The sequence below is a fragment of the Mannheimia indoligenes genome (assembly GCF_036880405.1).
Classification (GTDB): domain Bacteria; phylum Pseudomonadota; class Gammaproteobacteria; order Enterobacterales; family Pasteurellaceae; genus Mannheimia; species Mannheimia indoligenes.
This window is the reverse complement of record NZ_JBAJJM010000007.1, coordinates 284,412-311,014: the sequence shown is the minus strand read 5'-3', so window position 1 is coordinate 311,014 and position 26,603 is coordinate 284,412. Positions and strand designations below refer to the sequence as shown.

25 protein-coding genes are annotated in these 26,603 nt (G+C 38.0%); 12 read left to right on the top strand and 13 right to left on the bottom strand.

What is annotated here, in order from left to right; all coding sequences use genetic code 11:
* The first annotated feature begins 168 nt into the window (after positions 1-168).
* The 4 genes from ribD (at position 169) to ribH (ending at position 3,692) form a co-directional block, all read left to right on the top strand.
* Positions 169-1,263, top strand: a complete 1,095-nt coding sequence (gene ribD, locus V6W77_RS06590; protein WP_334254155.1) for a bifunctional diaminohydroxyphosphoribosylaminopyrimidine deaminase/5-amino-6-(5-phosphoribosylamino)uracil reductase RibD — start codon at positions 169-171, stop codon at positions 1,261-1,263.
* A complete protein-coding gene (ribE, locus tag V6W77_RS06585; protein ID WP_178217169.1) occupies positions 1,264-1,911 on the top strand; it encodes a riboflavin synthase in 648 nt (215 codons plus the stop codon).
* Between the two features lie 11 nt (positions 1,912-1,922).
* Entirely contained in the window at positions 1,923-3,122 is a 1,200-nt protein-coding gene (locus V6W77_RS06580) for a bifunctional 3,4-dihydroxy-2-butanone-4-phosphate synthase/GTP cyclohydrolase II (protein WP_334248184.1), read from the top strand.
* A gap of 105 nt (positions 3,123-3,227) precedes the next feature.
* Positions 3,228-3,692, top strand: coding sequence for a 6,7-dimethyl-8-ribityllumazine synthase (gene ribH / locus V6W77_RS06575; protein WP_025236298.1), 465 nt, complete (start codon positions 3,228-3,230; stop codon positions 3,690-3,692).
* A gap of 44 nt (positions 3,693-3,736) precedes the next feature.
* Here the strand turns inward: ribH and lnt are convergent, their stop codons facing one another.
* Together lnt and corC are read right to left on the bottom strand one after the other, a co-directional pair.
* Positions 3,737-5,242, bottom strand: coding sequence for an apolipoprotein N-acyltransferase (gene lnt / locus V6W77_RS06570; RefSeq protein WP_334254154.1), 1,506 nt, complete (start codon positions 5,240-5,242; stop codon positions 3,737-3,739).
* A 57-nt stretch (positions 5,243-5,299) separates the two neighbouring features.
* On the bottom strand, positions 5,300-6,199 hold the full coding sequence (corC, locus tag V6W77_RS06565) for a CNNM family magnesium/cobalt transport protein CorC (protein WP_025236296.1): 900 nt from the start codon (positions 6,197-6,199) through the stop codon (positions 5,300-5,302).
* Positions 6,200-6,337: 138 nt separating this feature from the next.
* Here corC and V6W77_RS06560 point away from each other — a divergent pair, with 138 nt between their 5' ends.
* A complete protein-coding gene (locus V6W77_RS06560; RefSeq protein WP_334254153.1) occupies positions 6,338-6,946 on the top strand; it encodes a DUF2057 family protein in 609 nt (202 codons plus the stop codon).
* Between the two features lie 76 nt (positions 6,947-7,022).
* On the opposite strand, the gene V6W77_RS06555 is transcribed toward V6W77_RS06560, so the two are convergent.
* Both V6W77_RS06555 and V6W77_RS06550 read right to left on the bottom strand, forming a co-directional pair.
* On the bottom strand, positions 7,023-7,415 hold the full coding sequence (locus V6W77_RS06555) for a hypothetical protein (RefSeq protein WP_188156538.1): 393 nt from the start codon (positions 7,413-7,415) through the stop codon (positions 7,023-7,025).
* Positions 7,416-7,458: 43 nt separating this feature from the next.
* Positions 7,459-8,028, bottom strand: coding sequence for a TorD/DmsD family molecular chaperone (locus tag V6W77_RS06550; protein WP_334239028.1), 570 nt, complete (start codon positions 8,026-8,028; stop codon positions 7,459-7,461).
* Between the two features lie 60 nt (positions 8,029-8,088).
* On the opposite strand from V6W77_RS06550, the gene nfo reads away from it, so the two are divergent.
* A complete protein-coding gene (nfo, locus tag V6W77_RS06545; RefSeq protein WP_334254152.1) occupies positions 8,089-8,934 on the top strand; it encodes a deoxyribonuclease IV in 846 nt (281 codons plus the stop codon).
* Positions 8,935-9,062: 128 nt separating this feature from the next.
* Positions 9,063-9,632, top strand: a complete 570-nt coding sequence (locus V6W77_RS06540; RefSeq protein WP_334254151.1) for a C40 family peptidase — start codon at positions 9,063-9,065, stop codon at positions 9,630-9,632.
* A gap of 41 nt (positions 9,633-9,673) precedes the next feature.
* Here V6W77_RS06540 and V6W77_RS06535 read toward each other — a convergent pair whose 3' ends face one another.
* Both V6W77_RS06535 and grcA read right to left on the bottom strand, forming a co-directional pair.
* On the bottom strand, positions 9,674-10,132 hold the full coding sequence (locus tag V6W77_RS06535) for a LexA family protein (RefSeq protein ID WP_025342739.1): 459 nt from the start codon (positions 10,130-10,132) through the stop codon (positions 9,674-9,676).
* Positions 10,133-10,306: 174 nt separating this feature from the next.
* Complete coding sequence (gene grcA, locus V6W77_RS06530; protein WP_025236277.1) at positions 10,307-10,690, bottom strand: autonomous glycyl radical cofactor GrcA; 384 nt, start codon at positions 10,688-10,690, stop codon at positions 10,307-10,309.
* A gap of 169 nt (positions 10,691-10,859) precedes the next feature.
* Between grcA and ung the strand changes: the two genes are divergently transcribed.
* From ung to V6W77_RS06515, 3 genes are read left to right on the top strand one after another with little or no spacing between them, the layout of a single operon-like run.
* Positions 10,860-11,531 (top strand): uracil-DNA glycosylase, encoded by a 672-nt coding sequence (gene ung, locus V6W77_RS06525; RefSeq protein ID WP_025236276.1) that lies wholly within the window; start codon positions 10,860-10,862, stop codon positions 11,529-11,531.
* A gap of 23 nt (positions 11,532-11,554) precedes the next feature.
* Complete coding sequence (locus tag V6W77_RS06520; RefSeq protein ID WP_334254150.1) at positions 11,555-12,478, top strand: SPFH domain-containing protein; 924 nt, start codon at positions 11,555-11,557, stop codon at positions 12,476-12,478.
* 24 nt (positions 12,479-12,502) lie between these two features.
* Positions 12,503-12,949, top strand: coding sequence for an NfeD family protein (locus tag V6W77_RS06515; RefSeq protein ID WP_334254149.1), 447 nt, complete (start codon positions 12,503-12,505; stop codon positions 12,947-12,949).
* Between the two features lie 130 nt (positions 12,950-13,079).
* Here V6W77_RS06515 and V6W77_RS06510 read toward each other — a convergent pair whose 3' ends face one another.
* From V6W77_RS06510 to grpE, 6 genes are all read right to left on the bottom strand, one after another.
* Positions 13,080-13,949, bottom strand: coding sequence for a VirK/YbjX family protein (locus V6W77_RS06510; RefSeq protein ID WP_334254148.1), 870 nt, complete (start codon positions 13,947-13,949; stop codon positions 13,080-13,082).
* A 102-nt stretch (positions 13,950-14,051) separates the two neighbouring features.
* The gene (locus tag V6W77_RS06505) at positions 14,052-16,856 is read right to left on the bottom strand and encodes a S8 family peptidase (protein ID WP_334254147.1); all 2,805 of its coding nucleotides are present in this window, start codon (positions 16,854-16,856) and stop codon (positions 14,052-14,054) included.
* A 234-nt stretch (positions 16,857-17,090) separates the two neighbouring features.
* Positions 17,091-21,002 (bottom strand): ATP-dependent RNA helicase HrpA, encoded by a 3,912-nt coding sequence (hrpA, locus tag V6W77_RS06500; protein WP_334254146.1) that lies wholly within the window; start codon positions 21,000-21,002, stop codon positions 17,091-17,093.
* 9 nt (positions 21,003-21,011) lie between these two features.
* The gene (locus tag V6W77_RS06495; protein WP_025217050.1) at positions 21,012-21,464 is read right to left on the bottom strand and encodes a DUF441 domain-containing protein; all 453 of its coding nucleotides are present in this window, start codon (positions 21,462-21,464) and stop codon (positions 21,012-21,014) included.
* Between the two features lie 58 nt (positions 21,465-21,522).
* Complete coding sequence (locus V6W77_RS06490) at positions 21,523-21,813, bottom strand: CCDC90 family protein (RefSeq protein ID WP_025236270.1); 291 nt, start codon at positions 21,811-21,813, stop codon at positions 21,523-21,525.
* 96 nt (positions 21,814-21,909) lie between these two features.
* Positions 21,910-22,503, bottom strand: a complete 594-nt coding sequence (grpE, locus tag V6W77_RS06485; RefSeq protein WP_334254145.1) for a nucleotide exchange factor GrpE — start codon at positions 22,501-22,503, stop codon at positions 21,910-21,912.
* A gap of 220 nt (positions 22,504-22,723) precedes the next feature.
* Here grpE and V6W77_RS06480 point away from each other — a divergent pair, with 220 nt between their 5' ends.
* Complete coding sequence (locus V6W77_RS06480; RefSeq protein ID WP_334254144.1) at positions 22,724-23,815, top strand: extracellular solute-binding protein; 1,092 nt, start codon at positions 22,724-22,726, stop codon at positions 23,813-23,815.
* 139 nt (positions 23,816-23,954) lie between these two features.
* The gene (locus V6W77_RS06475) at positions 23,955-25,346 is read left to right on the top strand and encodes an MATE family efflux transporter (protein ID WP_334254143.1); all 1,392 of its coding nucleotides are present in this window, start codon (positions 23,955-23,957) and stop codon (positions 25,344-25,346) included.
* A gap of 83 nt (positions 25,347-25,429) precedes the next feature.
* Here the strand turns inward: V6W77_RS06475 and V6W77_RS06470 are convergent, their stop codons facing one another.
* Positions 25,430-26,527: a porin gene (locus tag V6W77_RS06470; protein WP_283385639.1), complete on the bottom strand. Its 1,098-nt coding sequence runs from the start codon at positions 26,525-26,527 to the stop codon at positions 25,430-25,432.
* Positions 26,528-26,603 lie beyond the last annotated feature (76 nt).

Below are 26,603 nucleotides of genomic sequence, written 5' to 3'. Positions count from 1 at the left end.
CACTGTGCAAGCGGTTGTTTTTCATTCCTTTTTTGCAAGCCTTGAGATCGTAAGATTTCAAGGCTTCATTATTTTAACTACAAGCGGAATTGCAAAATTTTCCTAAAATTTCACCGCTTGTATTGAAAATAATCTTTTCATCACGCCCTCAATTTATCAAAAATTTGTATGAAAGATGCTCAATATATGGCTTATGCCATTGAACTTGCCAAGAAAGCAAAAGGTTGGACAAATCCGAACCCTTTAGTAGGTTGTGTAATTGTAAAAGACGGCGAAATTGTCGCTGAAGGTTACCACGAAAAATACGGAGAATGGCACGCCGAACGTAATGCGATTTTACGCTCCGAGCAGGATTTGGTAGGAGCTACTGCTTACGTTACGCTTGAGCCTTGCTGCCATTATGGACGAACGCCGCCTTGTTCTAACTTATTGATTGAGCGAGGAATTAAGAAAGTGTTCATCGGCTCTCGTGATCCAAATCCACTTGTTTCAGGTAAAGGAGCAGAGCAGCTTAGAGCAGCTGGGGTAGAGGTCGTTGCAGATTTTATGCGGGCAGAATGTGATGAGTTAAATCCGATTTTTTTTCATTATATTCAAACCAAACGTCCTTATGTATTGCTTAAATATGCAATGACAGCAGACGGGAAAATAGCCACAAGTACAGGCGAATCAAAATGGATTACGGGCGAACAAGCTCGGGCAAAAGTACAAGAAACCCGCCATCAATACAGCTCAATTATGGTCGGTGTTGAAACAGTATTATCTGATGATCCAATGCTCAATAGCCGAATGCCGAATGCCAAGCAGCCCGTGAGAATTGTTTGTGATAGTCAGTTAAGAACGCCACTAGATTGCAAATTAGTGCAAACAGCAAAAGAATATCGCACCGTTATTGCAACATTAAATGATGACACGAAAGCCCACGAAGCCTATCAACAATTTGGTGTGGAAATTGTTGTAACAAAAGCGGATAACAAGCGGGTAGATTTGCTCGATCTTTTGCAAAAACTAGGCGAAATGCAAATTGATAGTTTGTTAATTGAGGGCGGCTCAAATCTGAATTTCAGTGCATTAAAATCAGGTTGTGTAAACAGAGTGCATTGCTATATCGCCCCCAAATTGGTGGGTGGACAAAATGCTAAAACCCCAATCAGCGGAGAGGGAATAGGCGAGTTAGCCCAAGCGGTCAAATTAAAACTGAAATCTACCGAGCTGATCGGTGAAGATATTTTATTAGATTATGAAGTGAAGCAAGGAAAATAAATGTTCACAGGTATTATCGAAGAAGTCGGTCAAATCGCACAAATCAAAAAGCAAGGCGAATTTGCGGTTGTTACTGTCAAAGCTAAAAAAGTGCTTACTGATGTGCAATTAGGCGATAGCATTGCGGTAAATGGTGTTTGTTTAACGGTAACTTCTTTCACGAAAGAGCAATTTACCGCAGATGTGATGTCGGAAACCCTAAAACGCACCTCACTTGGCGAATTGAGCCTAAACAGTCCGGTTAATTTAGAGCGAGCAATGGCGGCAAATGGACGTTTCGGAGGGCATATTGTATCAGGTCATATTGACGGAACAGGTACCGTTGCTGAAATTACCCCTGCGGATAATGCCACTTGGTATCGTATCAATGCTTCGCCGAAACTATTGCGTTATATCATTGAGAAAGGCTCAATTACTATTGATGGCATTAGCTTAACCGTAGTTGATGTGAATGACGAATCATTTCGTGTATCGATTATTCCGCATACGATCAAAGAAACAAATTTAGGCTCGAAAAAAATCGGTAGCCTTGTGAATTTAGAAAACGATATTGTCGGTAAATATATCGAACAGTTTTTATTGAAAAAAGAACCTGAAAACCCACCGAGTAAACTTACGGTCGATTTTCTAAAAAATGCAGGATTTTAAAAGGATAAATAATGTTTAAATTTTCAACTGTAGAAGAAGCTATTCAAGCGATTGCCGCAGGTAAAATTATTTTAGTCAGTGATGATGCGGATCGTGAAAACGAGGGCGATTTCATCTGTGCAGCAGAATTTGCCACACCGGAAAATATCAATTTTATGGCGAAATATGGCAAAGGTTTAATTTGTACACCTATTTCTACCGACATTGCGGAGCGATTGGATTTTCACCCGATGGTGGTCGTAAATAAAGATAATCATCAAACAGCGTTTACCGTTTCTGTCGATCATATTGAGACGGGCACTGGCATTTCGGCTTTTGAGCGTTCTCTCACTTGTATGAAAATATTAGATGAGAACGCAAAAGCAGAAGATTTCCGCCGCCCGGGGCACGTTTTTCCCTTAGTGGCAAAAGATGGTGGGGTGTTGGTGCGTAATGGTCATACCGAAGCTACGGTGGATTTGGCTCGTCTTGCAGGTTTAAAACCGGCAGGACTTTGCTGTGAAATTATGGCAGAAGACGGCACGATGATGCAAATGCCTGAACTTCAAGCCTTTGCGAAAGAGCATAATATGCCGTTTATTACCATTCAGCAGCTGCAAGAGTATCGTAGAAAACACGATAGCCTGGTTGATGTAGTATCGGTTGTGAATATGCCGACTAAATATGGTGAATTTAAAGCACATAGCTTTGTTGAAACTTTATCTGGCAAAGAGCACGTTGCACTGGTAAAAGGCGATATTGGCGATGGCGAAAATGTGTTATGTCGTATTCATTCAGAATGTTTAACAGGTGATGCGTTTGGTTCTCAACGTTGCGATTGTGGGCAACAATTTGCTGCGGCAATGAGCCAAGTTGAAGCAGAGGGCAGAGGTGTCGTACTTTATTTACGCCAAGAAGGACGAGGCATTGGCTTAATCAACAAACTACGTGCTTATGAATTGCAAGATAGAGGAATGGATACTGTTGAAGCTAATCTTGCACTAGGCTTTAAGGATGATGAGCGTGAATATTACATTGCGGCTCAAATGTTTGAAAAGCTCGGTGTGAAGTCTATTCGTTTGCTCACTAATAATCCTGCAAAAATTGAAGGACTTATTGAGCAAGGTTTAAATGTGGTCGCTCGTGAGCCAATTATGGTTGAGCCAAACGAACACGATTTGGAATACCTCAAAGTTAAACAGCACAAAATGCGACATATGTTTAATTTTTAATGAAATTCTCTGGTACAAGGGTAATTTGCAAACATTTAGTGAAAAATGACCGCTTGTAGTGCTTAATTCAAATATCAAATTTATTTTTAAAGAAGGAAAACAAAAATGGCAACATTTCAAGGTAATTATATTGCGACAGGTTTAAAATTCGGTATTGTGGCAACGAACTGGCATAAAATCTTTATTGATCAACTGCTCAACGGTGCAACTGATAAATTGCTTCGTCACGGAGTGGAAGCAGAAAATATTGATACTGTTTGGGTACCGGGTGCATTAGAAATCTCAATTGCAGCAAAAAAAATGGCACAAAGTGGGAAATATGATGCGATTATCTGTTTAGGTGCGGTGGTGCGTGGAGCAACCAGCCATTATGATGTGGTGGTAAATGAATCAGCAAAAGGCATTAGTAGTTCTGCATTAGAAACCGGTGTGCCGATTATCAATGGTATTTTAACCGTAGAAAACCTAGAGCAGGCGATTGAGCGTTCAGGCACTAAAGCCGGTAATAAAGGCGAAGAGTGTGCGATGGTTGCGATCGAAATGGCTAACCTATTAAAAATGTTAGGCTAACAAATTAAAAAATCCCCTTAGAACGAAATGCTAAGGGGATTTTTTTATCTTCTTCTAATCAAGAAGCTAATGATTAAACAGATTAAACTCAATCCATAAATCAGCCAAGAGCCAAATTGTTTGAAAGGTGTATCGCCTTTGGTTGGCTTGAGGGTAGCGGTCAGCACCTCTGTGGTAAATTGAGGCAGTTGCTGAATAACTTTTCCATTTGCATCCACAATAGCAGTGATCCCGGTATTTGCTGCTCGTACAAGGGGTTTGCCAAGTTCTAACGCTCGCATTCTTGCCATTTGGAAATGTTGCCACGGACCAATACTTGAGCCAAACCACGCATCATTAGTAATGGTTAAGAGATAATCCGCATTTTGACTTTTTTGGTTTTGTTGCACCTGATCGCCAAAAATAATTTCATAGCAAATTGCCAGATTAAAACGGTTGTTTTTTGCCATCATTGGGCTTTGAATAAAGCTGCCTTGAGAAAGATTAATAGGTAGAATAAAGACTTCTCGCATCCAATCCAATACCGAGCCAAAGGGCACATATTCACCAAATGGTACTAGATGATGTTTGTTATAACGCTTGCTGAGGTGTAAATTGTAAGGCTTGTCTTGCCCTAACAGCACTGTGCTATTAAACAATTCCGCTTTCTCATTTTCATAGAGCGTGCCGATAATAATTTCACTACCGGTTTGGCGAGAGAGATTATCTAAAGCACCTAAAATGCCGCCAATTTGATTTTCAAGAGCAGGGATTGCAGATTCAGGCAAAATAATTACATCGGTTTTACCTAAATAAGGCAGAATGAGTTGCTCGTAGGTTTTTACACTAAAATTGAAATGCTGAGGATCCCATTTCATTTTCTGCTCAATATTTCCTTGCACAAGGCTTACTACAAGCGGTTGTTTTTCTTCATCAATTTGCACAAAGTTAAGTAAGCGGGTTGCAAAACTTAACGAAAAAATGACCGCTAGTAATGTGAGTGATTTGAGTGGTTTGCTTTCTTGCTTCAGCAGTTTGACTAAATAGCCACTCGCTACTACTACAAAGAAAGTTAATCCTTCTACCCCAAAAATTGGAGCGATACCAGAAAAAGGGCTATCAATTAAGCTATAACCAAATTGTAGCCAAGGGAAACCTGTAAATACCACGCCACGCAAATATTCGCTAAAGGTGAAAATTGCTGCGAGAGCAAACGGGTTATTCAGCCTGAATTTGCGTGAGAGAACGCTAAAGAGCAAGTTATAAATGGCTAAATAACAAGCAAGTAGAAAAACAGCGATATAACTAACGACTACAGGTACTCCACCGAATTGAGTCATACTGACCGATACCCAGTTCACGCCTGTGCAGAAATAGCCTATAGACCAAGCGAATGTTGCCCACAATGCGGTTTTTCTCTGCTCAAGTGTTGCCGCCCAAATTAAGCCTGCACAGGAGATAAAGGCGAGAAGCCAAATACCAAACGGAGAGTAAGCGAAAGTGCCAATGGCACCTAGCAGTAGAGTAGCAATACAAGCGGTTATAATTGGTGGATTTTTTGCAAAATTCATAGTTCTCACTAAATAAGAGAGGCACGCCTAAACGTGCCTTTTAGATAATTAAAAAATTTATTCTTCTTCGCTTTGCGAGTGTTGTTCCATTTTTTCTAATTGTTCATCAGAAAGCGTTACTCGCAGTTGAATTAACTGGCGACTATTAGCAGAAGTTACTTTAAAACCAATGCCTTCCAGTTCAATTTGTTCGCCACGTTTTGGGAAGTAACCAAATGCTTTCATTATCAGCCCACCAATGGTATCAACCTCTTCATCATTGAAGTTGGTTGCAAAAAACTCATTGAATTTTTTAATATCAGTAAGTGGTAATACAGCATAAGTATGTCTCGAAAGCTGGCGAATCGGCTTCACTTCTTCTTCATCAAACTCATCATCAATATCCCCAACAATTTGTTCAAGAATATCTTCAATAGTAACTAAACCGGATACAGCCCCAAATTCATCAACTACGACTGCCATATGAAAACGCTCGGAACGGAATTCTTTTAACATTCTGTCTAATCGCTTACTTTCCGGCACAATTACGGCTGGGCGTAGAATTTCTTGCAGATTAAATGGCTCAGAATCAGAACGTAAATATTTGAGCAAATCTTTTGAATGCAGAATGCCTTCAATGGTATCTTTCTCGCCACGAATAACAGGAAAACGTGAGTGGGCGGATTCCACAATCACATCAATAAAAATTTCCAGTGGTTCATTAGCATCAATAAATACAATTTGTGAACGAGGAATCATAATATCCCGAACCCGTAATTCAGAGATTTCCATTACCCCTTCAAGCATTTCTCTGGTGTCGCTATCAATCAGTTCATTCTCAACAGAATCTCGAATGACCTCAACCAAATCTTCACGGTTTTTAGGCTCATTTTGAAAAAGCCCACTAAATAGAGAGTGTAAAATGGATTTTTTCTCCGATTTTTCAGTTGTATTTATATTTTGCTGCTCATCACTCATAGTTTGTTCCAGTTAAATAAATTACGCTTATAATAAGCAAATTCGGTAACAAATCAAATAAAACATTGCTATTTTCATTCAAATTAGCATAGGATAAGCAAAATCTTTTTGTTTCGTAAATTATTTTAGGGGTTTTAAATGAAATTAACCAAAATGGTATTAACGGCGGCAGCGTTAGTTGTAAGTTCTCTAAGCGTTGCCGGTACATTAAGTTCCTCATCAATGGTAGAAATTTTAGCTTTTGATGGACAGCGAGTAAAAAAAGGAACAACTTCTGTGCAAATCAGTGAAAATAAAACTCATCAAGTTGTTGTGGAAGTTGGTGGAACAATTGATGGCGATTACTTTAATTCCGATCAAATGATCTTGACCTTTCAAGGCACAGCGGAAAATGCCAAATTAGAAACTCCGAGATTAAAATCAAAATTAGATCTGCGTAAATTTAAAGAAAACCAAACGGTAACGATTAAAACCGATTCAGGAAAAGTGATTGCTCACAAGCAAGATTTCTTAAAAGGCGAAGGTTTTTTAGCGAGTACGCGTGTGGAAGAAAACTTGAGTAAATATAATTTAGCTAAGAATGTTGCGTCTGTTGAAAAATTTGCGACAGCACCGTTTGAGGCAAAAGGACAAATTATTGTCGATACGAATAAAGTTTCAGATGCTGAATTACAACTTTTATTCCAAAAAGCGGATAAAGAAACCCAAAAACGTTTCTTAGATTGGGCGAAGCAAAACGCAAAATAAGAATTTGGCTTTAACAAGCGGTTATTTTTCTCAAGTTTTTTACAAAAAATCGAAGAAAAATGACCGCTTGTATTTATTACCAACAATAATAGCAATAACGCCAGCTATCCCAACCGCCCCAATACATTTCCCTCTCGTAATTCCAACGCATTTCTTCCAGTTCTAACTGAGATTTGTAGTTTTGCCACGCCATTTTATAACAGGCTTGAAACATTGGGTCATTAACTTTTTCTGCATAACGCTTTTTAAATGCAGCTTCTTCTTTCTCTGTTTGACTAAGCGGCGGATTAAATTGTTGGTGCATTAATTCTGCGGCTTCAACATCGCATTGTTTTGCCAGTTGTACTTGCAAATCTTGTTCCGCTCTTACTTGTTTCGCTCGGCGTTCCGCTTGTTGTTCAGGCGTTAAGGCACAGGCGGTTAAAATGAATGAAAGCGAAAGGGTTAAACCTAATTTTGCTATTTTCATATCCAAGTCCTCATATCCAAATTCACTTAGTTGAATTGGTTGTTTATTCTACTGCTTCTTGCTCGCTTTCTTCAAGCTCATCAGCCATAGCACTTAAGGCATCACGGGTTAATTGAGCCAGAGCTTTATAAAAACCACTATCAAAGGCTTCTACTTTACCTAAAAATTGACTGGCACAAGGGAGCAAAAAACGCTCAAATAGTGTTTTTTGTGCAAGTGTAGAGTCAAGATTGTCTTCAATCCACGAGGCGGTTAAAAGTAATAATGCAACGTGATCTGCATTCTCTAATGCGGGCATTGCTCGCTCTTGGCGGAATGTTACAAAATCCTCAACAGATAAACCATAGGTAGAAATTGTTGTAGCAATAGCCCCATTTTCTGCAAAAAGTGCTTGATAGCTTGCTTCTAATTGCGTAGGGTTAGCACTCTTTTGCAAAATATTCAACGCATTCTCGCTTTGTGCATCTGTGCTTAATGCCCAATGTTGTCGTAATCCGCCTTGTGCAAGCCAATTAAATGTACCGGCTAGAATCGGATCTGTTGGGTTACGGTAAAATAAATTGCCAAATAGACGGCAAAGCAGTGAAAAATCGTTAATAGTTGTTTCGCTCATATAATGTGAAATAGGTAAATAAAAGTAGTGTTAGTATAACAGAACATCAGAGAGGACAGAATGAAATATATTGGGGCTCACGTGAGTGCTTCGGGTGGTGTGGAAAATGCGGTTCTGCGTTCGGTAGAAATTGGAGCAAATGCTTTTGCGTTGTTTACTAAAAATCAACGTCAATGGCAAGCTCCGCCATTAAAAGGCGATACTATTGAAAAATTTAAGCGATTTTGTGCAGCACATCATTTTTCAGCAGAGCAAATTTTGCCACACGATAGTTATTTAATTAATTTAGGTAACCCAGAAGCAGAAGCGTTAGCAAAATCTCGCACTGCGTTTATTGATGAGATGAGTAGGGCTAATCAGCTTGGCTTGAAATTGTTGAATTTCCATCCCGGATCGCACTTAAAGAAAATTTCTGAACAAGATTGTTTGTCTCGAATTGCAGAATCTATCAATATGGCAGTTGAAGCAGTGCCAAATGTGATAGCAGTTATTGAAAATACGGCAGGACAAGGCTCTAATTTAGGTTGGCATTTTGACCATTTAGCAAAAATTATTGAGCAAGTAGAAGATAAAAATCGAGTTGGTGTATGTTTGGATACTTGTCATTTATTCTCGGCTGGTTACGATATTAGCTCCTATGAAAAAAGCGAAGCAGTATTTAATGACTTTAATCAAACGGTTGGTTTCCATTATTTAAAAGGGATGCACTTAAATGGTTCAAAAACGCCATTAGGTAGCCGTGTAGATAGACACCATACGCTAAGAGAAGGCACAATTGGTACAGAAGTTTTTACATTTATTATGCAGAGTTCAAATTTTGACCGTATTCCGCTTATTTTAGAAACAATATTGCCTGAAATTTGGGCAGATGAAATAAAATTCCTTCGCACATTAGAACTAAAATAGGTTATACTGGTCCGAGATGTTGGTCTGGAGCGATCCAGACTTTTGTTTTGTATGTTTTTTGATCTTCTAAAGATCGTAATTTAAGGAATAAACCGCTGTAATTGTTCTGGCGAGACGAGATATTAATTATGAAAAAAAATCTTTTTGTAGTAACCCTAAAACCGTTATTCATTACTTCCATTTTGGCTGTTTTTGGTAGTTATTCTTCCATTGCTGTTGCGAGTTTAAGTACAAAACCAGCAACACCTAATCAAATCATTGCAAGTAAAGCAGAAAGATTATCTAAATCTTCTATCTCAACAAATCGTCCTCAACATTCTTCACGTGCAGAACAAACTGCGAGTAGCAGTAATCGTATTAATAGTGTTTATCGCAACTGGGTTGGTACACGCTATCGAATGGGCGGTACAACTAAAGCCGGTATTGACTGTTCTGCTTTCGTGCGTGAAGTGATGGAGAAAGCATTTAATAGAGATATGCCTCGCTCAACTGCAGAACAACGCTATATTGGACGCTCTATTTCAAAATCAGATTTACGCCCGGGCGATTTAGTTTTCTTCCGTAAAAACAACCACGTAGGTGTTTATATCGGTAACGGTAAATTTGTTCACGCAAGTTCAAGTCGTGGTGTAACTACTAGTTCATTATCAGAAAGCTATTGGTCAAGAACTTACACTCAATCTCGCCGAGTAATTTAAAGAATGAATAAGGGGACTAGTGCCCTTATTTTTTATTTCTATTATGCCACTCGTTGCTTACTTTGTGTAAATGCTCCACGAGTACGCATTTGATGTACTACGTTTGTAATCACGCCGGAAATTTTGACTTCATTCCAATCAGTAATTCTTAAGTTTGGTTCGCTTACATCTAATGAAAATAGAATTTTTTCATTCACGCCTTGTGCATTTTCAAGCTCACTAAAGAATTGATAGAATTTATATTCGCCATTTTTTTCTAATACCAATAAATCATTCACTAAATAGTGGTCGGTATTTTCTACAATCAGCAGATCATCAAGTTCGATTCCCCACGCAATTAAGTTAGGGTTTTTAACGTGAATGAAAAACGTATCCGTTGGGCGTTTAATACAAAGTGAATTAAGATCAAGTTTTACAGAACGGCTACTGTTAAAATCCCGATAAAGCGGAATCGGTTGATGAGATACCGTTTGTGTTGAAATTTGTTTTAATGAAGCCATTGTGAGATCCTCTATCTGTCTTTTTATACAGGGTATTTTACTGTGTAAAAAAACAGTGTCAATACTTTATTTAAATTTTTTGTAAATTTAAACAGTATTTTGACCGCTTGTTATTCGCTAATAAGCAATAAAAAAGCACCCAATATGGGTGCTTCTTCGCATTAAAAACTGTTATTATAGACTTTCAGTAAAAGTACGAGTAATAACATCACGTTGTTGTTCAGGAGTTAATGAGTTGAAACGCACTGCATAACCTGAAACACGAATGGTTAATTGTGGATATTTCTCCGGGTTTTTGATTGCATCTTCTAATGTTTCACGGCGTAAAACATTCACGTTTAAGTGCTGACCACCTTCCACTTTGATAGTTGGAGCAACATTTACTGGTACTTCGCGGTATGCAATGTCGCCCAATTCACTGATAGCAACGATTTGATCTTCTTGGTAACCCGCTTTAGCTGCTAAGCAACGAGCTTCATTTTTAGCTTCATCTAATAACCAAAAAGAGTTTAATAAGTTGCTGTTTGCTGACTCAGTGATTTGTACACCTTTAATCATTTTAAGTTCTCCTATAAAGAGTGAAATTGAAAATTACGAAAAAAGTTTAAATATTCAAATTTATTTGAAATTATTGTACCTGTTTTTAGATAAAAAGCGATAAAAATTTAACCATTTTTAGCTTACAGTATTCTATTTGAATGAAATTTAATCATAATTGGGTGTTTTTATGAAAACTTGGACAGAAGCCTTAGGCGAAGAAAAGCAAAAAGATTATTTTCAACAGATTTTGCAATATGTACATAATGAGCGGTTATCAGGCAAAGTAATATATCCGCCACAAAATGAGGTATTTAGTGCTTTTGCTTTAACAGAATTTAGCAATGTGAAGGTGGTGATTCTAGGACAAGATCCTTATCACGGACCAAATCAAGCACACGGATTAGCCTTTTCAGTTAAACCTCCTGTTGCTCCTCCCCCATCTTTGTTGAATATGTATAAGGAATTATCCGAAGATATTGAAGGATTTCAGATTCCGCATCACGGTTATTTAATTGATTGGGCAAAACAAGGCGTTTTTATGTTAAACACAAGTTTAACCGTTGAGCAAGGTAGAGCAGGCTCACATTCACAAATTGGCTGGGAGATTTTTACCGATAAAGTTATTGCACAATTAAATGAACATCGAGAGAATTTGGTGTTCTTACTTTGGGGTAGCCACGCTCAGAGAAAAGGGCAGTTTATCGATCGTAATCGACATTGTGTGTTAGCTTCTCCGCACCCATCGCCATTGTCGGCTTATCGTGGATTTTTTGGCTGTAAACATTTCTCAAAAGCAAATAATTACTTGATTTCAAAAGAAATATCCCCAATTAATTGGCAACTACCTATTGAAATTTAATTGTTCATTTAAAGGAGAAAAAGATGGAATTTGATTTACCGATTTTAGGTGCTACATTTGCAATATTGGTGCTGGTAGCATTAAGTTCAACCATCAAAATTGTGCCACAAGGTTATCATTGGACAATCGAACGTTTCGGGCGTTATACCAAAACCCTCACACCGGGACTAAATATTGTTTTACCTTTTATTGATAGAGTTGGACGAAAAATCAATATGATGGAACAGGTATTAGATATTCCATCGCAAGAAGTTATTTCTCGTGATAATGCCAGTGTGTCTATTGATGCAGTCTGCTTTGTTCAAACTATTGACGCTCGCCGGGCAGCTTATGAAGTGAATAATTTAGAACAGGCGATTGTAAATTTAACAATGACAAATATGCGTACTGTGTTAGGTTCGATGGATTTAGATGATATGCTTTCACAACGTGATGTCATTAATAGTCGCTTGCTCTCGATTGTTGATGAAGCAACCAATATTTGGGGCGTAAAAGTAACTAGAATTGAAATTCGTGATGTTCGCCCACCAAAAGAATTAGTAGCTGCGATGAATGCTCAAATGAAAGCTGAACGCAATAAACGTGCAGATATTTTAGAAGCAGAAGGTATCCGACAAGCTGAAATTCTACGTGCAGAAGGTGAAAAGCAATCTCGTATTTTAAAAGCCGAAGGGGAGCGTCAAGAAGCATTCTTACAAGCGGAAGCTCGTGAACGTGCAGCGGAAGCGGAGGCAAAAGCAACTCAAATGGTATCTGACGCTATTGCAAAAGGGGATACTACCGCAATTAATTATTTCATTGCTCAAAAATACACTGATGCATTAAAAGATATTGGTTCGGCAGAAAACAGTAAAGTGGTGTTAATGCCTCTTGAAGCGGGCAACTTAATCGGTTCTGTTGCAGGTATTGCTGAATTATTAAAAGGCACTAAGAATAGCGGTAAGTAGTTCTGCTTTTAGCAAGGAGAAAATATGGATTGGCTATTTAACTGGAGTAGTTGGTTAATTTTAGGCTTTGTATTGCTTGCTTTAGAATTAATTATTCCAGGCGTATTGATTATGTGGTGGGGATTTTCCGCTATTTTACTAGCAGTGCTGGTCTGGCTATTGCCTGATTTATCTGTGAGTATCCAAATTGCTGGTTTTGCCATTCTTGCTATTGTCTTTAGCTTGATTTGGTGGAAGTATCAACATACTAAAGATAAACAAGACGATAAATCAACATCGCTTAATTCAAGAGAGCAATCAATGGTGGGTATGCAAGGTGCTATTGTTGAAATTTTGGAAAATGGCATTGCCAGAGGTAAGTTCGGCGATACGACTTGGCGAGTGATGGGAACAGGACTTAATTTAGGCGATAAAGTACAGGTTCAACGCGTTGATGGGATTACGTTGTATGTAACTAAAATGGTAGAATAATTTAATACAAGCGGTTATTTTTTATATTATTTTTGCTCTTTTAAAATAAAACCTTGAATTTATTCAAGGTTTTATTCTTATAAAAATAAGTAGGATAATTTTATTGAAAATTATGTAATATTTTATTTGCTTACCATCGCTCTTTCAGTTCTTGTTCTATCTTTTCAAATAGTTCATAGCGTTTTTTATACATAGAGCGTTTTTTACTCGGAATTGAGCTTAATTCTTTTTTCTCAAGTATGGTAGGTAATCGCCAATAATTATTAGAATTTAATGTCCCTCCATTTTCTTGCCAAAATAGATTGTAATTAAATAATAATTTAGAGTGATCATTCCAGCGATATTTTGCTTGGTTTTTATGATGAATGCCTAAAAGTTCTAAATTAAAATATTGAGCTATTAGCTTAAATATATTTACTAACATAAACATTGGGCGAACACCATATAATTGTTTAGTTGCAGATTTAATTAATAACTGAGAGAGTTCAGTATTGGGTCCTTGAATAGATGAAATCAATAACTGATTTTTACTTAAAAGGGTAAAAGAGGCATCGTAAATATGTTTTTTGTCGTTATTTTGAATATTGAGTGAGAAAAAACCTTCTTGCGGATCTATTTGGTTAATACTGAGGTAGAGGCTTAATTCATCACTTAGTTTAATTAAACATATTTCTCTATCTTTTACTAACTGATTGCAATAAGCAGCTCCAAATAGTTTTTCTGCACAATTAAAGTGAGTGATAATTGCATTTAATCGTTCTTTCTTATTGAATTTCTTATCACAATAGGTTTCGAGTAACGTATTAAAGCGATATAAATTTTGTTTGAATAATGCAGCCCATAAAGGATTATTAGTAAGATAGTTATTTAACTCATAGCATTGAGAAGAACACCATATTTTATGCAGATGATAACGTAAATATTCTCTTAATAGCTTTGTAAATCTTTTCTCGTTTGGAAATAATTCAATAAATGTTGGGGTGTTAAAAGTGCTTTCCATATAATATTGACAATTAAGTGTTATTATTTTCTAGAGTTTTAGATAAATTCAGGAAGAAATATTTGGCATATACTGTGATATGCCAAATATTTTAAGTGAGATTTAGAAATTTAATCCGATGTATGCTTTCCAGCCTAAATTGTGAGTAGATTTAAAACGATCATAGCTCAAATTAGCGGAGGCAAACCAATTTTTATATTGTAATTTCGCTCCAATTTCACTATTTAAGTAGTTTGAACGTTTAATCTTCGCTTGACTATGAAGAGTATAGTCTGCAATTTGACTATTAATATTGGTGGTTTTCCCATTTAATCTGTGGAGATAGCTTAAGCCAATATATGGAGAAATACTCCCATTATCAAATTGGAATTTGCGTTGTAATTTTACACTTGGTACAACATTCACGTCATTGTAGCGAATAGATTTTGTACGAGAGGCTAATACACCAGTTTCATTCAAGTTGTTCATTTTAGTTTGTGTCAATTGTAACCCAAGGCTTGGTTCAATAATCCATTGATTTGGTATAAATTGATAACCAAGTCGAATTTCTCCACCAACACTTGAACCTCTATTATCTGCTTTTCCTAACTGCTCATTTTTAAATTGGCGAGTTTGTCGATATTTTTGACGCCCAAATTGTATCGCTGTTTCACTGAACCAACGATCTGCTAAATCATAACGTAAGCCAAGATTTAGTGTAGTTTGCTTCAATTCTGCTTCTGCATATAGTTTATTTAGCTTATCTTTTTGTTGGGAGAACTGTACGGTTAATAATGCTTTATCATTTAATTTATGGCTTACACCTAATAGGGACTGATGTTGCTTGATCTCCGTATTATTCTTATCATTAGATGACTGTTTTTGCTGTAGGTGTCCTGTCCATACATTGGTTTTTAGCGGAGAATGATACGCTATAAAAAGATTATGTTGAGCTTGTTCTAAACCTTTTGCATTTTGGCTACGCAGTAGCTCAATGCTTTCAGCGTAAATATGGTTAGATACAGCATAATGAAGATCATCTAACTTATTATGTTCTAATGCACCTTGAAGCCAATCATTATAAAAACCTCGACGATAAGCAAGCGGGCTATTTCTTAAATTATTTAGCAAATGTAATCCTGTCTGCCCATTTGCATCGGCATATTTATCTGCAATTGGCTTATTGCTGTTTACTTTTGCAACAATGCCTTTGTTATTAAAATAAAGATCCTGCCTTAAACCGCGAGCAGTTAAATTCGTATTTTCAGACAGATGATCAAAACCTCCTTGATAAGAAGAGTTGTCTTTTAGTTGTAGTACATTAGCAGAAATGTCTCCCGCCTTTGCTATTTCTGTTAACCGATCATCAATTTTAAGAGAACCTGCTAATTGAACCGTTGTTTGCCCTTGAGCAACTACCCCAATCTTTCCTAAAACAGTTAATTGGCTATCATTAGATGAAGTATAACTTTGTTTGATAGTGGTATGATTTACACCTAAAGTTGCATTATTAGTGATTTTATTCGCGGTTGTTTTACCATTTAAGTCTAGCTCACCTTTTTCAACAGAAAGATCTGTAAAGGTATTATTACCATCAAGACTTAAGGATTTATTTCCTGTTTTTGTAAATTTAAATCGGCTAGAGAAATTATTTGTCCAACGATCATCTCGGGAAACATTAACTGCTTCATCACTTAAAAATTGCATAGGTCCATTAAGTGCTTTTTCTACATTTAGAAGCCCCCAACCATATACACTATCAACACCTTTTTCGCCTAAGTCGGTTGCTGTAGTGAGTACAGTATCACGAATTTGTGAAGGTGTCAGATAATCAAATCTTTCCTTCACTATTGCTAACGCTCCTGTAACAACGGGAGCAGCAATAGATGTACCGTTAGATGCTAGAAGGCTATATATTGGTTTTTTATTTTCATCAGGTGTTGCATTTAGGACGTGCAAATCTCCCGGTGCAGTCAAACACCAGTTTTTACTCACACCACAGTGATTAGAATATTCAGTAATTTTTTTCTTATTATCAACAGCAGCAACTGCAAGATATATACGTTCTAATTCCGGGAAATAGCGAGGCATCATCGCCATTACACCAGGTTGTTTTTTCTTTTCATTACCTGTTGCGAACACAAGTAGTGCATCTTTCTCTTTTGCATTCATTAATGCTTGAATTAGAGGGTGATCTGTAGATTTCTTTACGGGTTGATAAAATTTATCAATTACCTTGATATCATCACTGACAGGATCAATATTCCAACTGTTGTTAATAGCAAAAAGTTTTTTATCAATAAGTTTATTTAATGCAGTTGCCCATTCTGAACGTTCAAATACCATATCTTTATCGGTACCAATTAATAAGTCAGATTCGGCTAATTCACTTAAACTAGGTTCTTTTTCATCCTGTTCTTCACCTTCTTGCTCTTTTTTAGCTTCTGCCAAAAGTTCTTCTAGACTTCGTTTACGTGTATTGGTAGAAATGTAAACATCTGCATCTTTAGCAATACCTCCTTTAAATCCAAGTTTTTCATCTGATTTTGCTGATATCACGCCAGTAACACTTGCACCGTGCACTTCGTACCCTATTTGTAGTGCTGGTTGCCCCTCTTTTTCCGTTTTAGTAACTTCAAGCTGAGGGTAAGTTGGATCATAGGTGCGTAATTCGCCTTCTGGTGTGGTTAATTGGAATTTTAATGGCGTAATTCTTTTACCGGAAAATGGGTGCTTAACTATAAATCCACCGTCTAATACCCCTAACTTGACGTTTTTCCCACTATATTTTGCACTTATTTGCTCAGATAAATTAACAAGAGAATGAGGATTATTTATTTGTTGCTGCTGTGCATAAGCCACAGATAAAAAACTAGATAAACTGATAGCAATCAAACTTTTATGAAAATAGGGTTTTGTTTTAAGCATTTTATTATCTCCTTAATTTTAGGAAGGGTATTTTAGACCTATAAAATATTATTGCAAATAATTATCATATATTATTGATAAGGATCAAAAATATTGTATTAATTATTTAGCATATTTTTTGTTTTTATTGAAAATAATAGATTAAATGTAGCAAGCTTGCTTTCTTTTAGAATATAAAAAGGAGGAATATGCAATTTGCATATTCCTCCTTCTAGCAAATAGTAAGGCTGATAGTTATTTTTTTAGATCATTAATTGTATTTAAAATTCTCTTATCAGAAATCGGATACTTTGTACCAAGCTGTTGAGCAAATAGGCTGACCCGTAGTTCCTCGATCATATATCGAATTTCCTGCACTTCATCAGGCATTGGCTTAGATTTTGGCAGTTTGCTTAAAAGTTGCTTATAGGCTTCTTGGACTTGTTCGACGCGTAACATTTTGGCTCGGTCAGTATTGCTATCAACTACCAGTTTATCTAAACGGCGCTCAATGGCGGTTAAATAGCGGTGTAAATCGCTTAACCTTTGATATCCGGTTTTGGTTACAAATTCCGGATAAATCAATCCATCAATTTGGGCTTTAATATCACTTAATGCAAATGCCATTGTGAAATCCAATTTGCCTTTTAGGCGTTTATTCAGCTCATACGCCAACGTTAAACATTTTTCAACCTGTTTTGCAATATCAACAGTGGTATCATTAAGATTTGCTCGTACGTATTCGTGCAGTTCGTTGAATTTCTCCTCAGTCCATACAAAACCGCCGAATTCCCCAATCAACTTATCCACCGCACAGGCGATACAGTCGTCAATCAGTTCTATCACTTTGCCGAATGGGGCAAAATATAAGCCGAGCTTAGCTTTATTCGGTAGTTTTTCGTGTAGATATTTGATTGGTGAAGGCACATTGAGCAACAATAAACGGCGTAAACCAGCCTGCATTGCCCGAGCCTGTTCAAATTCCGTTTCAAATAGTTTCACGCCCACTGTACTCTGTTCATCGACAATCGCAGGGTAGGCTTTCACACTGAAATGGGCTTTCTTCTGTTCGTAGAATTGCGGTAACTCGGCAAAATTCCAAATATGCACACCGCTTTGCTCAATGCCGTCATCAGCGATATTTGAAAGCGTATTCTGCACTTCATCTTTGAGAGCAAATTTCAGCTCGTCTAAATTCTCGCTCTCTTGTAATTTTTTGCCTTTGTCGTCTACCACACGGAAAGTCATTCGCAAATGCGGCGGTAGTTGGCTGATGTCCCACTGTTCAGCCTCAACCAATACGCCGGTCATTCGACGAAGTTCATAGCTTAAACTTTCCAATAATGGTTTTTTAAACGGCTCAACTCGCCCTAAAAAGGCATCAGCATAGTTAGGAGCTGGCACAAAGTTGCGGCGTAATGACTTTGGTAGACTTTTGATCAAAGAAACGATTAACTCGTGGCGAAGCCCCGGAATTTGCCAGTCGAAACCATCAGGCTCGACTTGGTTGAGTAATGGCAATGGAATATGCACCGTTACGCCATCGTGATCTTTACCCACCTCAAATTGATAGCTAAGTTTTAATTTAAGATTATCTTGATACCAGAAATTCGGGAAATCCAACTCGCTCGCCAAGTTAGCATTGTCGTTAATCAAGAACGATTTTTCAAAGTTCAGTAGCTCAGGATCGCTTTTCGAAGCCTTTTTCCACCAAGTATCAAAGTGTTTGGCAGACACTACCTCTGTACCTATTCGTTGATCGTAAAATTCGAACAGTACCTGCTCGTCCACTAAAATATCACGGCGGCGAGATTTATGCTCCATTGCCTCTACTTCGCGGATCAAGCGGTTGTTTTCTTTGAAAAATTTGTAATTATTATGCCATTCACCTTCCACCAGTGCTGAGCGGACAAAAATTTCACGGCTGATGCTTGGGTCAATTGAGCCATAATTAACAGGGCGATTTGTTACAATCGGAATGCCAAATAGCGACACTTTTTCAGATGCCATCACCGCTCCTTTGGACTTCGCCCAGTGTGGTTCGCTGTAACTGGATTTGGTTAAATGTACTGCCAATGGCTCAATCCATTCCGGCTCAATGCGAGCAACCATTCGTCCCCAAAGTTTGGTGGTTTCTACCAGTTCTGCTGCCATTACCCATTTCGGCTGCTTTTTGAAAAGCACGGAGTTCGGGAAAATGAAGAAGTGAGCATTTCTTGCCCCTAAATAGTGCATTTTCTCATTATCTTTCAAACCGATATGCGAGAGTAGCCCTGTGAGAAGGGCAGTATGAATCGGCTGATAAGTGGCAGCTTCACTGTTAATTTTTAGCCCCATTTCACGCACGGCTAGACGGAGTTGGTGGTAAATATCCTGCCATTCCCGCACACGATTATAGTTTAAATAATCCTTACGGCAGAGATTGCGGAATTGATTTTTCGATAACTCTTTTTGTTGCGTTTGAATGAAATGCCAAAGGTTCACAAATGCCAAGAAATCGCTCTCTTTATCGGCAAAGCGGCGATGTTTATCGTCTGCGGACTGTTGTTTCTCCTGTGGGCGTTCTCTCGGATCTTGGATAGAGAGAGCGGAAACGATCATCATTACTTCGTGCAATGAACCGTTTTTCGATGCCTCAATAATCATTCTGCCTAAACGAGGATCGACAGGTAGTTGAGCGAGCTGTTTACCGATTAGTGTCAATTTATGTGTAGACAGGCGAGCTCCGTTTCGGTTAGGAATAATTGCTTGCAACTCTTCCAACAACCTAATCCCATCTTGAATTTGACGGCTATCAGGTGCATCGACAAATGGGAAAGATGCAATATCACTCAGCCCGAGCGAGGTCATTTGCAAAATGACAGACGCGAGGTTGGTTCGTAAAATTTCCGGATCGGTAAATTGCGGACGAGCGTTGAAATCCTCTTCTGAATAGAGACGGATGCAGATCCCTTCCGAAATACGCCCACAACGCCCTTTTCGCTGATTAGCAGAGGCTTGGGAAATCGGTTCAATCGGTAAGCGTTGTACTTTGGTGCGATAGCTGTAGCGGGAAATACGAGCCGTGCCGGTGTCGATTACATATTTAATATTCGGGATTGTCAGTGAGGTTTCCGCTACATTAGTGGCTAAAATAATGCGGTTTAACCCACCACTCGGCTGGAAAATTCGTTGTTGCTCCGTAGCTGACAAGCGAGCGTAAAGTGGCAGAATTTCGGTATGGCGAAGCTCCTGCTTTTGTAGAGCTTCGGCTGTATCACGGATTTCCCGTTCGCCGTTCATAAAAATCAGAATATCGCCTCTTCCTTCAGACTGTAGCTCATCAACGGCATTTAAAATACCTTGTAATTGGTCTTGCTCCTCTTCTTCTACAATTGGTCGGTAGCGAACTTCAACAGGGAAAGTTCGCCCAGACACTTCAATAATAGGGGCATTGTTAAAATGTTTGGAAAAGCGTTCTACATCAATGGTGGCTGAGGTAATGATTACTTTCAGATCAGGGCGTTTATGCAGAATTTGTTTTAAATAGCCCAAGATGAAATCGTTGTTCAGCGAACGTTCGTGGGCTTCGTCAATAATCAGGGTGTCATATTGATTAAGATATCGGTCGTGCTGAATTTCAGCCAGTAAAATACCGTCTGTCATCAGTTTAACTAAGCTGTTTTCACTTACTTGATCGTTAAAACGGACTTTGTAACCGACAGTCTCACCCAGCTCTGATTTCAGCTCTTCAGCAATACGGGTTGCCACAGATTGAGCTGCAATTCGGCGGGGTTGAGTATGTCCGATTAATCCTTTTACGCCTCGTCCGAGTTCCAAACACATTTTCGGTAATTGGGTAGTTTTACCCGAACCGGTTTCACCAGCAATTACGACCACTTGATTTTCAGCAATCAGCTTTAAAATTTCCTCACGGCGAGCGGAAACAGGCAGATCCGGATAGTCAATTTTTAGATTTTGGGCGTGGGTTTGGCGGATAAAAAAGCGAGCTTGGCAAGCGGTTAGATCTTGCAAAATTTCGTCTAAAACTGACCGCTTGTTAGCTTCATTTTTAATATTTTCTGCTCCTTTTAATCTGCCAAGTAGGCGACGAAAATCGCTCGTTGTGATATTTTCCAGTTTTACAAGCGGTTGATTTTCTTCATTTTTTCGCAAATTCTTTTTCATCACTTCCTGCTATACTTTCCCAATGATCAACGATAAAATGCCTGCAGCGATGAGTGGACCAACGGGGACTCCCTTAAATAATGCAACGCCAATAATCGTGCCGATGAGTAAGCCTGTTACTAAAACAGGTTGATTGCCCATCAAGCCCACGCCGCGTCCTCCAAGCCACGCCACCAGTACACCGGCAATAATAGACACCAGCATTTTCCAGTTCAATAACTGATTGAGTTCAGGGAGCATAATTCGCCCTGAAACCAGAGGGCTAAGTACACCAATAGTTAAAATAATGATCCCGATTTTTAAACCATATTGATCGATAAAAGGAATATATTTAGAGAGTAGCGTTTGTTGCATAATCAGCAATACTGCGGCGGAAATTGTAACGGCATTGTTTTGGCTGACTAAGCCCAGTACAATTAGTACAACTAACAGTAGGGCAACAGAGTTAAATTGTAATGTCATAGTTATTTAAAAATGTAAAATCCCTTATCTCAGAGAGATAAGGGAGAATTAGAGTTGGTTAGTTGATGAATTTCATCAGCCCCATAAGAACGCCGACGCCAGCCAAAATAAAACCTGCCATTTTATACATTGATGATGTTAATCTTACTTCAAGCTGAGAAATTTCAGTTCGAATTTCTGCTTTTAGCTCTTTAAGATCTTGCTTAGTAGCTAATGCCGATTGGCTTTGTTCCAATGCATCATCAAGAGCATCGGCAAAAGCTTCTGCAATTTCCGGAGATTGGTTCGCTTCTTGTAGCTTTTTCACAAAGCGTAATTTGTCAAATCGTAGGCTCATCGTTGTTTCCACTTTTAGCTCCTTTTGTTATTGAATGACAGGCTAAATTTAGCACAGCTACAAAAGGACATTTTGGCTAATTTTGCGATCTGAGTCGAAAAATTGGAATTAAGCGGCAACCATTACCATTGCAGGGCGGATTACACGACCGTGTAAGGTGTAACCTTTTTGCAATACGGTGCTGATATGGTTTGTTTCAATGCCTTCTGCCGGTTGCATAGAAATGGCTTCGTGGAGTTCCGGATTAAAGGCTTCACCCACTTCGCCCATTGCCACTACGCCGAATTTCGCCAATATATTGATAAACTCTTTATGGGTCATTTCAACTCCGTCTACTAAGGCTTGAGTTGTTTCATCGGTAACTGCTTTATCTAATGCATCTAAACCACGTTCTAGGTTATCAACTACATTTAATAGCTCTTTAGAAAATTTTTCTAACGCAAATTTGTGAGCTTTTTCCACATCTTGTTCGGTACGGCGACGAATATTTTGAATTTCTGCCTGTGCACGAAGTTGAATATCCTGTTCACGTTTATCGGCTTCTGCAATATAAGTTTCTAATTCAGTAATTCGAGCTTGAGCAAGAGCTAAAGGATCTTCTTGAGGGGCATTTTCTTCTTGCTGAGCTTCTTCATTTACAACTTCAGGTTGAATTTCTTCTTGTTTTACTTCGTCTTGTAAGTTTTCATTTTGAGTGGTCATTTTTAATCCTCTTAAAGCCTAATTTGGAAATTATAAATCTTCCTTAATATAGCGATAAATTAAGGGATTTCAAGCTCATCATAAAGTTTTTTGCCAAAAATTACATTTTTAATAAGAAAAGGCTTGCAAAATCTAGGGGGTGGCTTAAAATTCGCTAGTCTTTAACGCCCTTAGGCAAGGCTATATTTTTTACTCACTTTCTTTTAACGGAGAAACTTAAATGAAAAAATTAGCGGGTTTATTTGCAGCAGGTTTAGCAACAGTTGCATTAACAGCGTGTAATGAAGAAAAAGCAGCAGAACCAAAAGCGGCTGCGGAAGCGAAACCTCAAGCAACAAATCAAACAGTTCACCTTTATACTTGGACTGAATATGTACCTGAAGGCTTGTTAGATGAATTTACCAAAGAAACGGGCATTAAAGTAGAAGTTTCAAGTCTTGAATCTAACGAAACAATGTACGCTAAATTAAAATTACAAGGTAAAGATGGCGGTTACGATGTTATCGCTCCATCAAACTACTTTGTTTCTAAAATGGCAAAAGAAGGGATGTTAGCGGAATTAGATCACGCTCAACTACCGGTTATTAAAGAATTAAACTCAGACTGGTTAAATAAACCTTATGACCAGGGTAATAAATACTCATTACCGCAATTATTAGGAGCACCGGGTATTGCGTTTAATACTGCTGATTATAAAGGCGATGCTTTCACCTCTTGGGGCGATTTATGGAAACCTGAATTTGCTAATAAAATCCAATTATTAGATGATGCTCGTGAAGTGTTCAATATCGCATTATTAAAATTAGGTAAAAATCCAAATACTACAGATCCAGACGAGATCAAAGCAGCTTATGAAGAATTGAAAAAATTACGTCCAAACGTACTTTCATTTACTTCAGACAATCCGGCTAACTCATTTATTTCAGGTGAGGTTTCTGTAGGTCAATTATGGAATGGTTCTGTTCGTATTGCGAAGAAAGAAAATGCACCTGTTGATATGGTATTCCCACAAGAAGGACCGGTACTTTGGGTAGATACTTTAGCAATTCCAGCAAGTGCAAAAAATAAAGAAAATGCACATAAATTAATTAACTACTTATTAAGTGCAAAAGTAGCTGAGAAATTAACATTAGCGATTGGTTATCCGACTTCAAACGTTGAGGCATTAAAAACGTTACCAAAAGAGATTACAGAAGATCCAGCAATTTATCCATCAGCTGAAGTGTTACAAAAATCTCAATGGCAAGATGACGTAGGTGATGCTATTGAACTTTACGAAAAATACTACCAAGAGTTAAAAGCAGCAAAATAATTGCTGATTGATTATTAAGCCTCTGGAGAGCAATTTCCGGAGGCTTTTTCTTTGGTTGTAAAAAGTTGCAAAAATTTTGAAAAAAACGACCGCTTTCTAAGGTAGAATAATAAGTCCGCCTAGATTTTAAGAGGTTACTATGAATTTAAGATGGCAAGAATATCCGGAAAATGCCCGTAAATTATTTAAATTATCGCTGCCGATTTTTATTTCCCAGCTTTCCGCCTCCGGAATGGGCTTAGCTGATATTGTGATGGCTGGCTTGGTAAGCGATGATGATGTTTCTGCAATTGCAGTTAGTAATTCTATTTACTTTCCGCTCTTCCTATTTGTGTTAGGGCTTCTAAACGCCATTACACCTACTGTTTCGTACTTAAACGGTTCTAGCAACCGTCATTTAATTGCAAACCAAGTACGACAAGGCTATTGGATTGTATTTGTAATGTCTATTCCACTGATGACTATTTTTTTAAACAGCCATCTGATTTTAGATTTAATGGAAACACCCGCTCAGTTTTCAATTAAATCACAGCAATATTTAGCGGTAATGGCAGTAGGGTTAATTCCTGCTTTACTTGGTGTAGCTTTGCGTTGTATGAACGATGGACTCTCTAACCCAAGACCTGCAATGCGAATTACCTTTTTCGGCTTATTGCTTAATATTCCGCTTAACTATATTTTCATTTTTGGTAAATTGGGTTTACCTGAAATGGGGGCGGTAGGCTGTGGAGTAGCAACAGCGATTATAAACTGGATTATGTTCTTTTTAATGCTGCATTATTGCTACCATAACCCGGCACAAAAAGACATTAAATTATTTGAAAAATGGCTTGAAGCACCAAGCGGTCAAATTTTACTAAAACTTTGCAAATTAGGTTTGCCGATTGCTTTTGCAATTTTTACCGAAGTAATGTTGTTTTCAACCTCTGCACTCTTTCTTTCACCACTTGGCTCGCAAGTCGTTGCAAGCCACCAAGCAGCTTTACAAACCAGTTCGCTGTTTTTTATGATCCCGATGTCATTTGGAATTGCAACTACGATTATGATTGGGCAAACGTTAGGCGAAAAAAATGTAGAAAGAGCGAAAGTGCTAAGCTATCACTCACTTATTACCGCTGCTATCTTAGCGATTATTGCAGCTATCATTATTATTTTGCTGAAAAATGTTATTCCACTTGCCTTTACTAGTAATCCTGTATCTATTGCAATTACAGCACATTTACTGATTTTCGCAGCGGTTTACCAAATTCCCGATGCCATTCAAGCAGTAGCAAATGGTATTTTACGTGGTTACAAACACACTCAACCTATTTTATATGTAACTATTTTCTGTTATTGGGTGGTGAGTATGCCGCTTGGTTATATTTTGGCAAGAACCGATTGGATTGTACAACCAATGGCTGCACAGGGGTTTTGGCTGGTGTTTTGCATTGGCTTAAGTTTGGCGGGGGGATTATTACTTTGGCAAATGCGAAAAATTCAATCTATACCTGAAGCTCAATTAATTGAAAAGTTAGAAAGAATTAAATAAATTAACACTCAGTTGTATCGATTTTAGGCGATAAAAAAGCCACTCTTTCGAGTGGCTAATTAAACTAAGGTGAATTTTTAAGATTAGAATGTGATACGAGTACCTAAGCCGATTCTGCTATTGTCTTCAATAGTTTTACCTGCTTGTTTGGTTCTAGCTTTACCACCTTCTAGGTAAATAGCAACGAATTTGTTGAATTTGTGATCAACACCAAGTTTCCAACCTAAGTTTTTCGCTTTAGCTTCACCAGCGTTTTGACCGTTACCGAATAATACACCACCATAGATATTATTTTGTGGCGTTACTGCTAATTTCACACCTACGTCAAAGCGGTTGATTTTCTCAAATTTTTTCACACCAAATGTTTGGAATGTATTTGCTGCTTGACCTTTTGGTGATTTAGCGTAAGCCCAGTCAATACCTGTGGTAAAGTTACCGTAATTGATATCAAAACCTACACCTGCAAATTTACGTTTGAATTCTTCTTCTTTGCCTGTAGTAACGGTTTCTTTAATACATACTCTGTTACCTTCTAACGTTAATACTGTAGCGGTACAGTTTGTAATTGATGCACCAGCTTTAGCCGCAGTTAATTCACCGTAGCCTGAACCGAAGCGTACTTTTGCATCGCCTAATTCACCATCATAGAATAAACCGAATTGGAAACCTTGACCTGCATCTACTGCTTGTTTATTTGAGTTACCCACATAGTAGTCTGCAGCTACACGAACACCGTTAAATTTTGCAGACATAAAGTGTAATGCTTTACCGTGAGCATCTAAGAATACGTTTCCGCCCATTTCCCAAGTGTAGTTTGCTTTAGGAATATGGTCGCCTAATACTAATTGTTTACCAAAAGTTAAAGAACCGATATCTTTGTGTTGAACACCACCGAATAAACGATGTGCACGAATATCGTTACCAATACCATTTGCATTAGAGAAACGTAATTCTGCTACTGCTAAAGCTTCATAACCACCGGTAAGTTCTTGGAATGCACGGAAACGCACACGTGAACCTCTGTCAAGAACGTCAGTACGTTTGTCTTTAGCTTTAATAACTTCTAATGCAAGGCGACCATCAACATCAATTTTAGTACCGTCTTGTTGATAGATAACGGTTGCGTTTGCCCCACTGGCAGCCATTGCTGCAACTGCTAATGCAAGAAATGTTTTTTTCATAATGTTTTCCTTATAGTAGTAGTTAAAGTTTCAACAAGCTAGTTACCTAGCAACGTTAAAAATCGTGTAACACAAA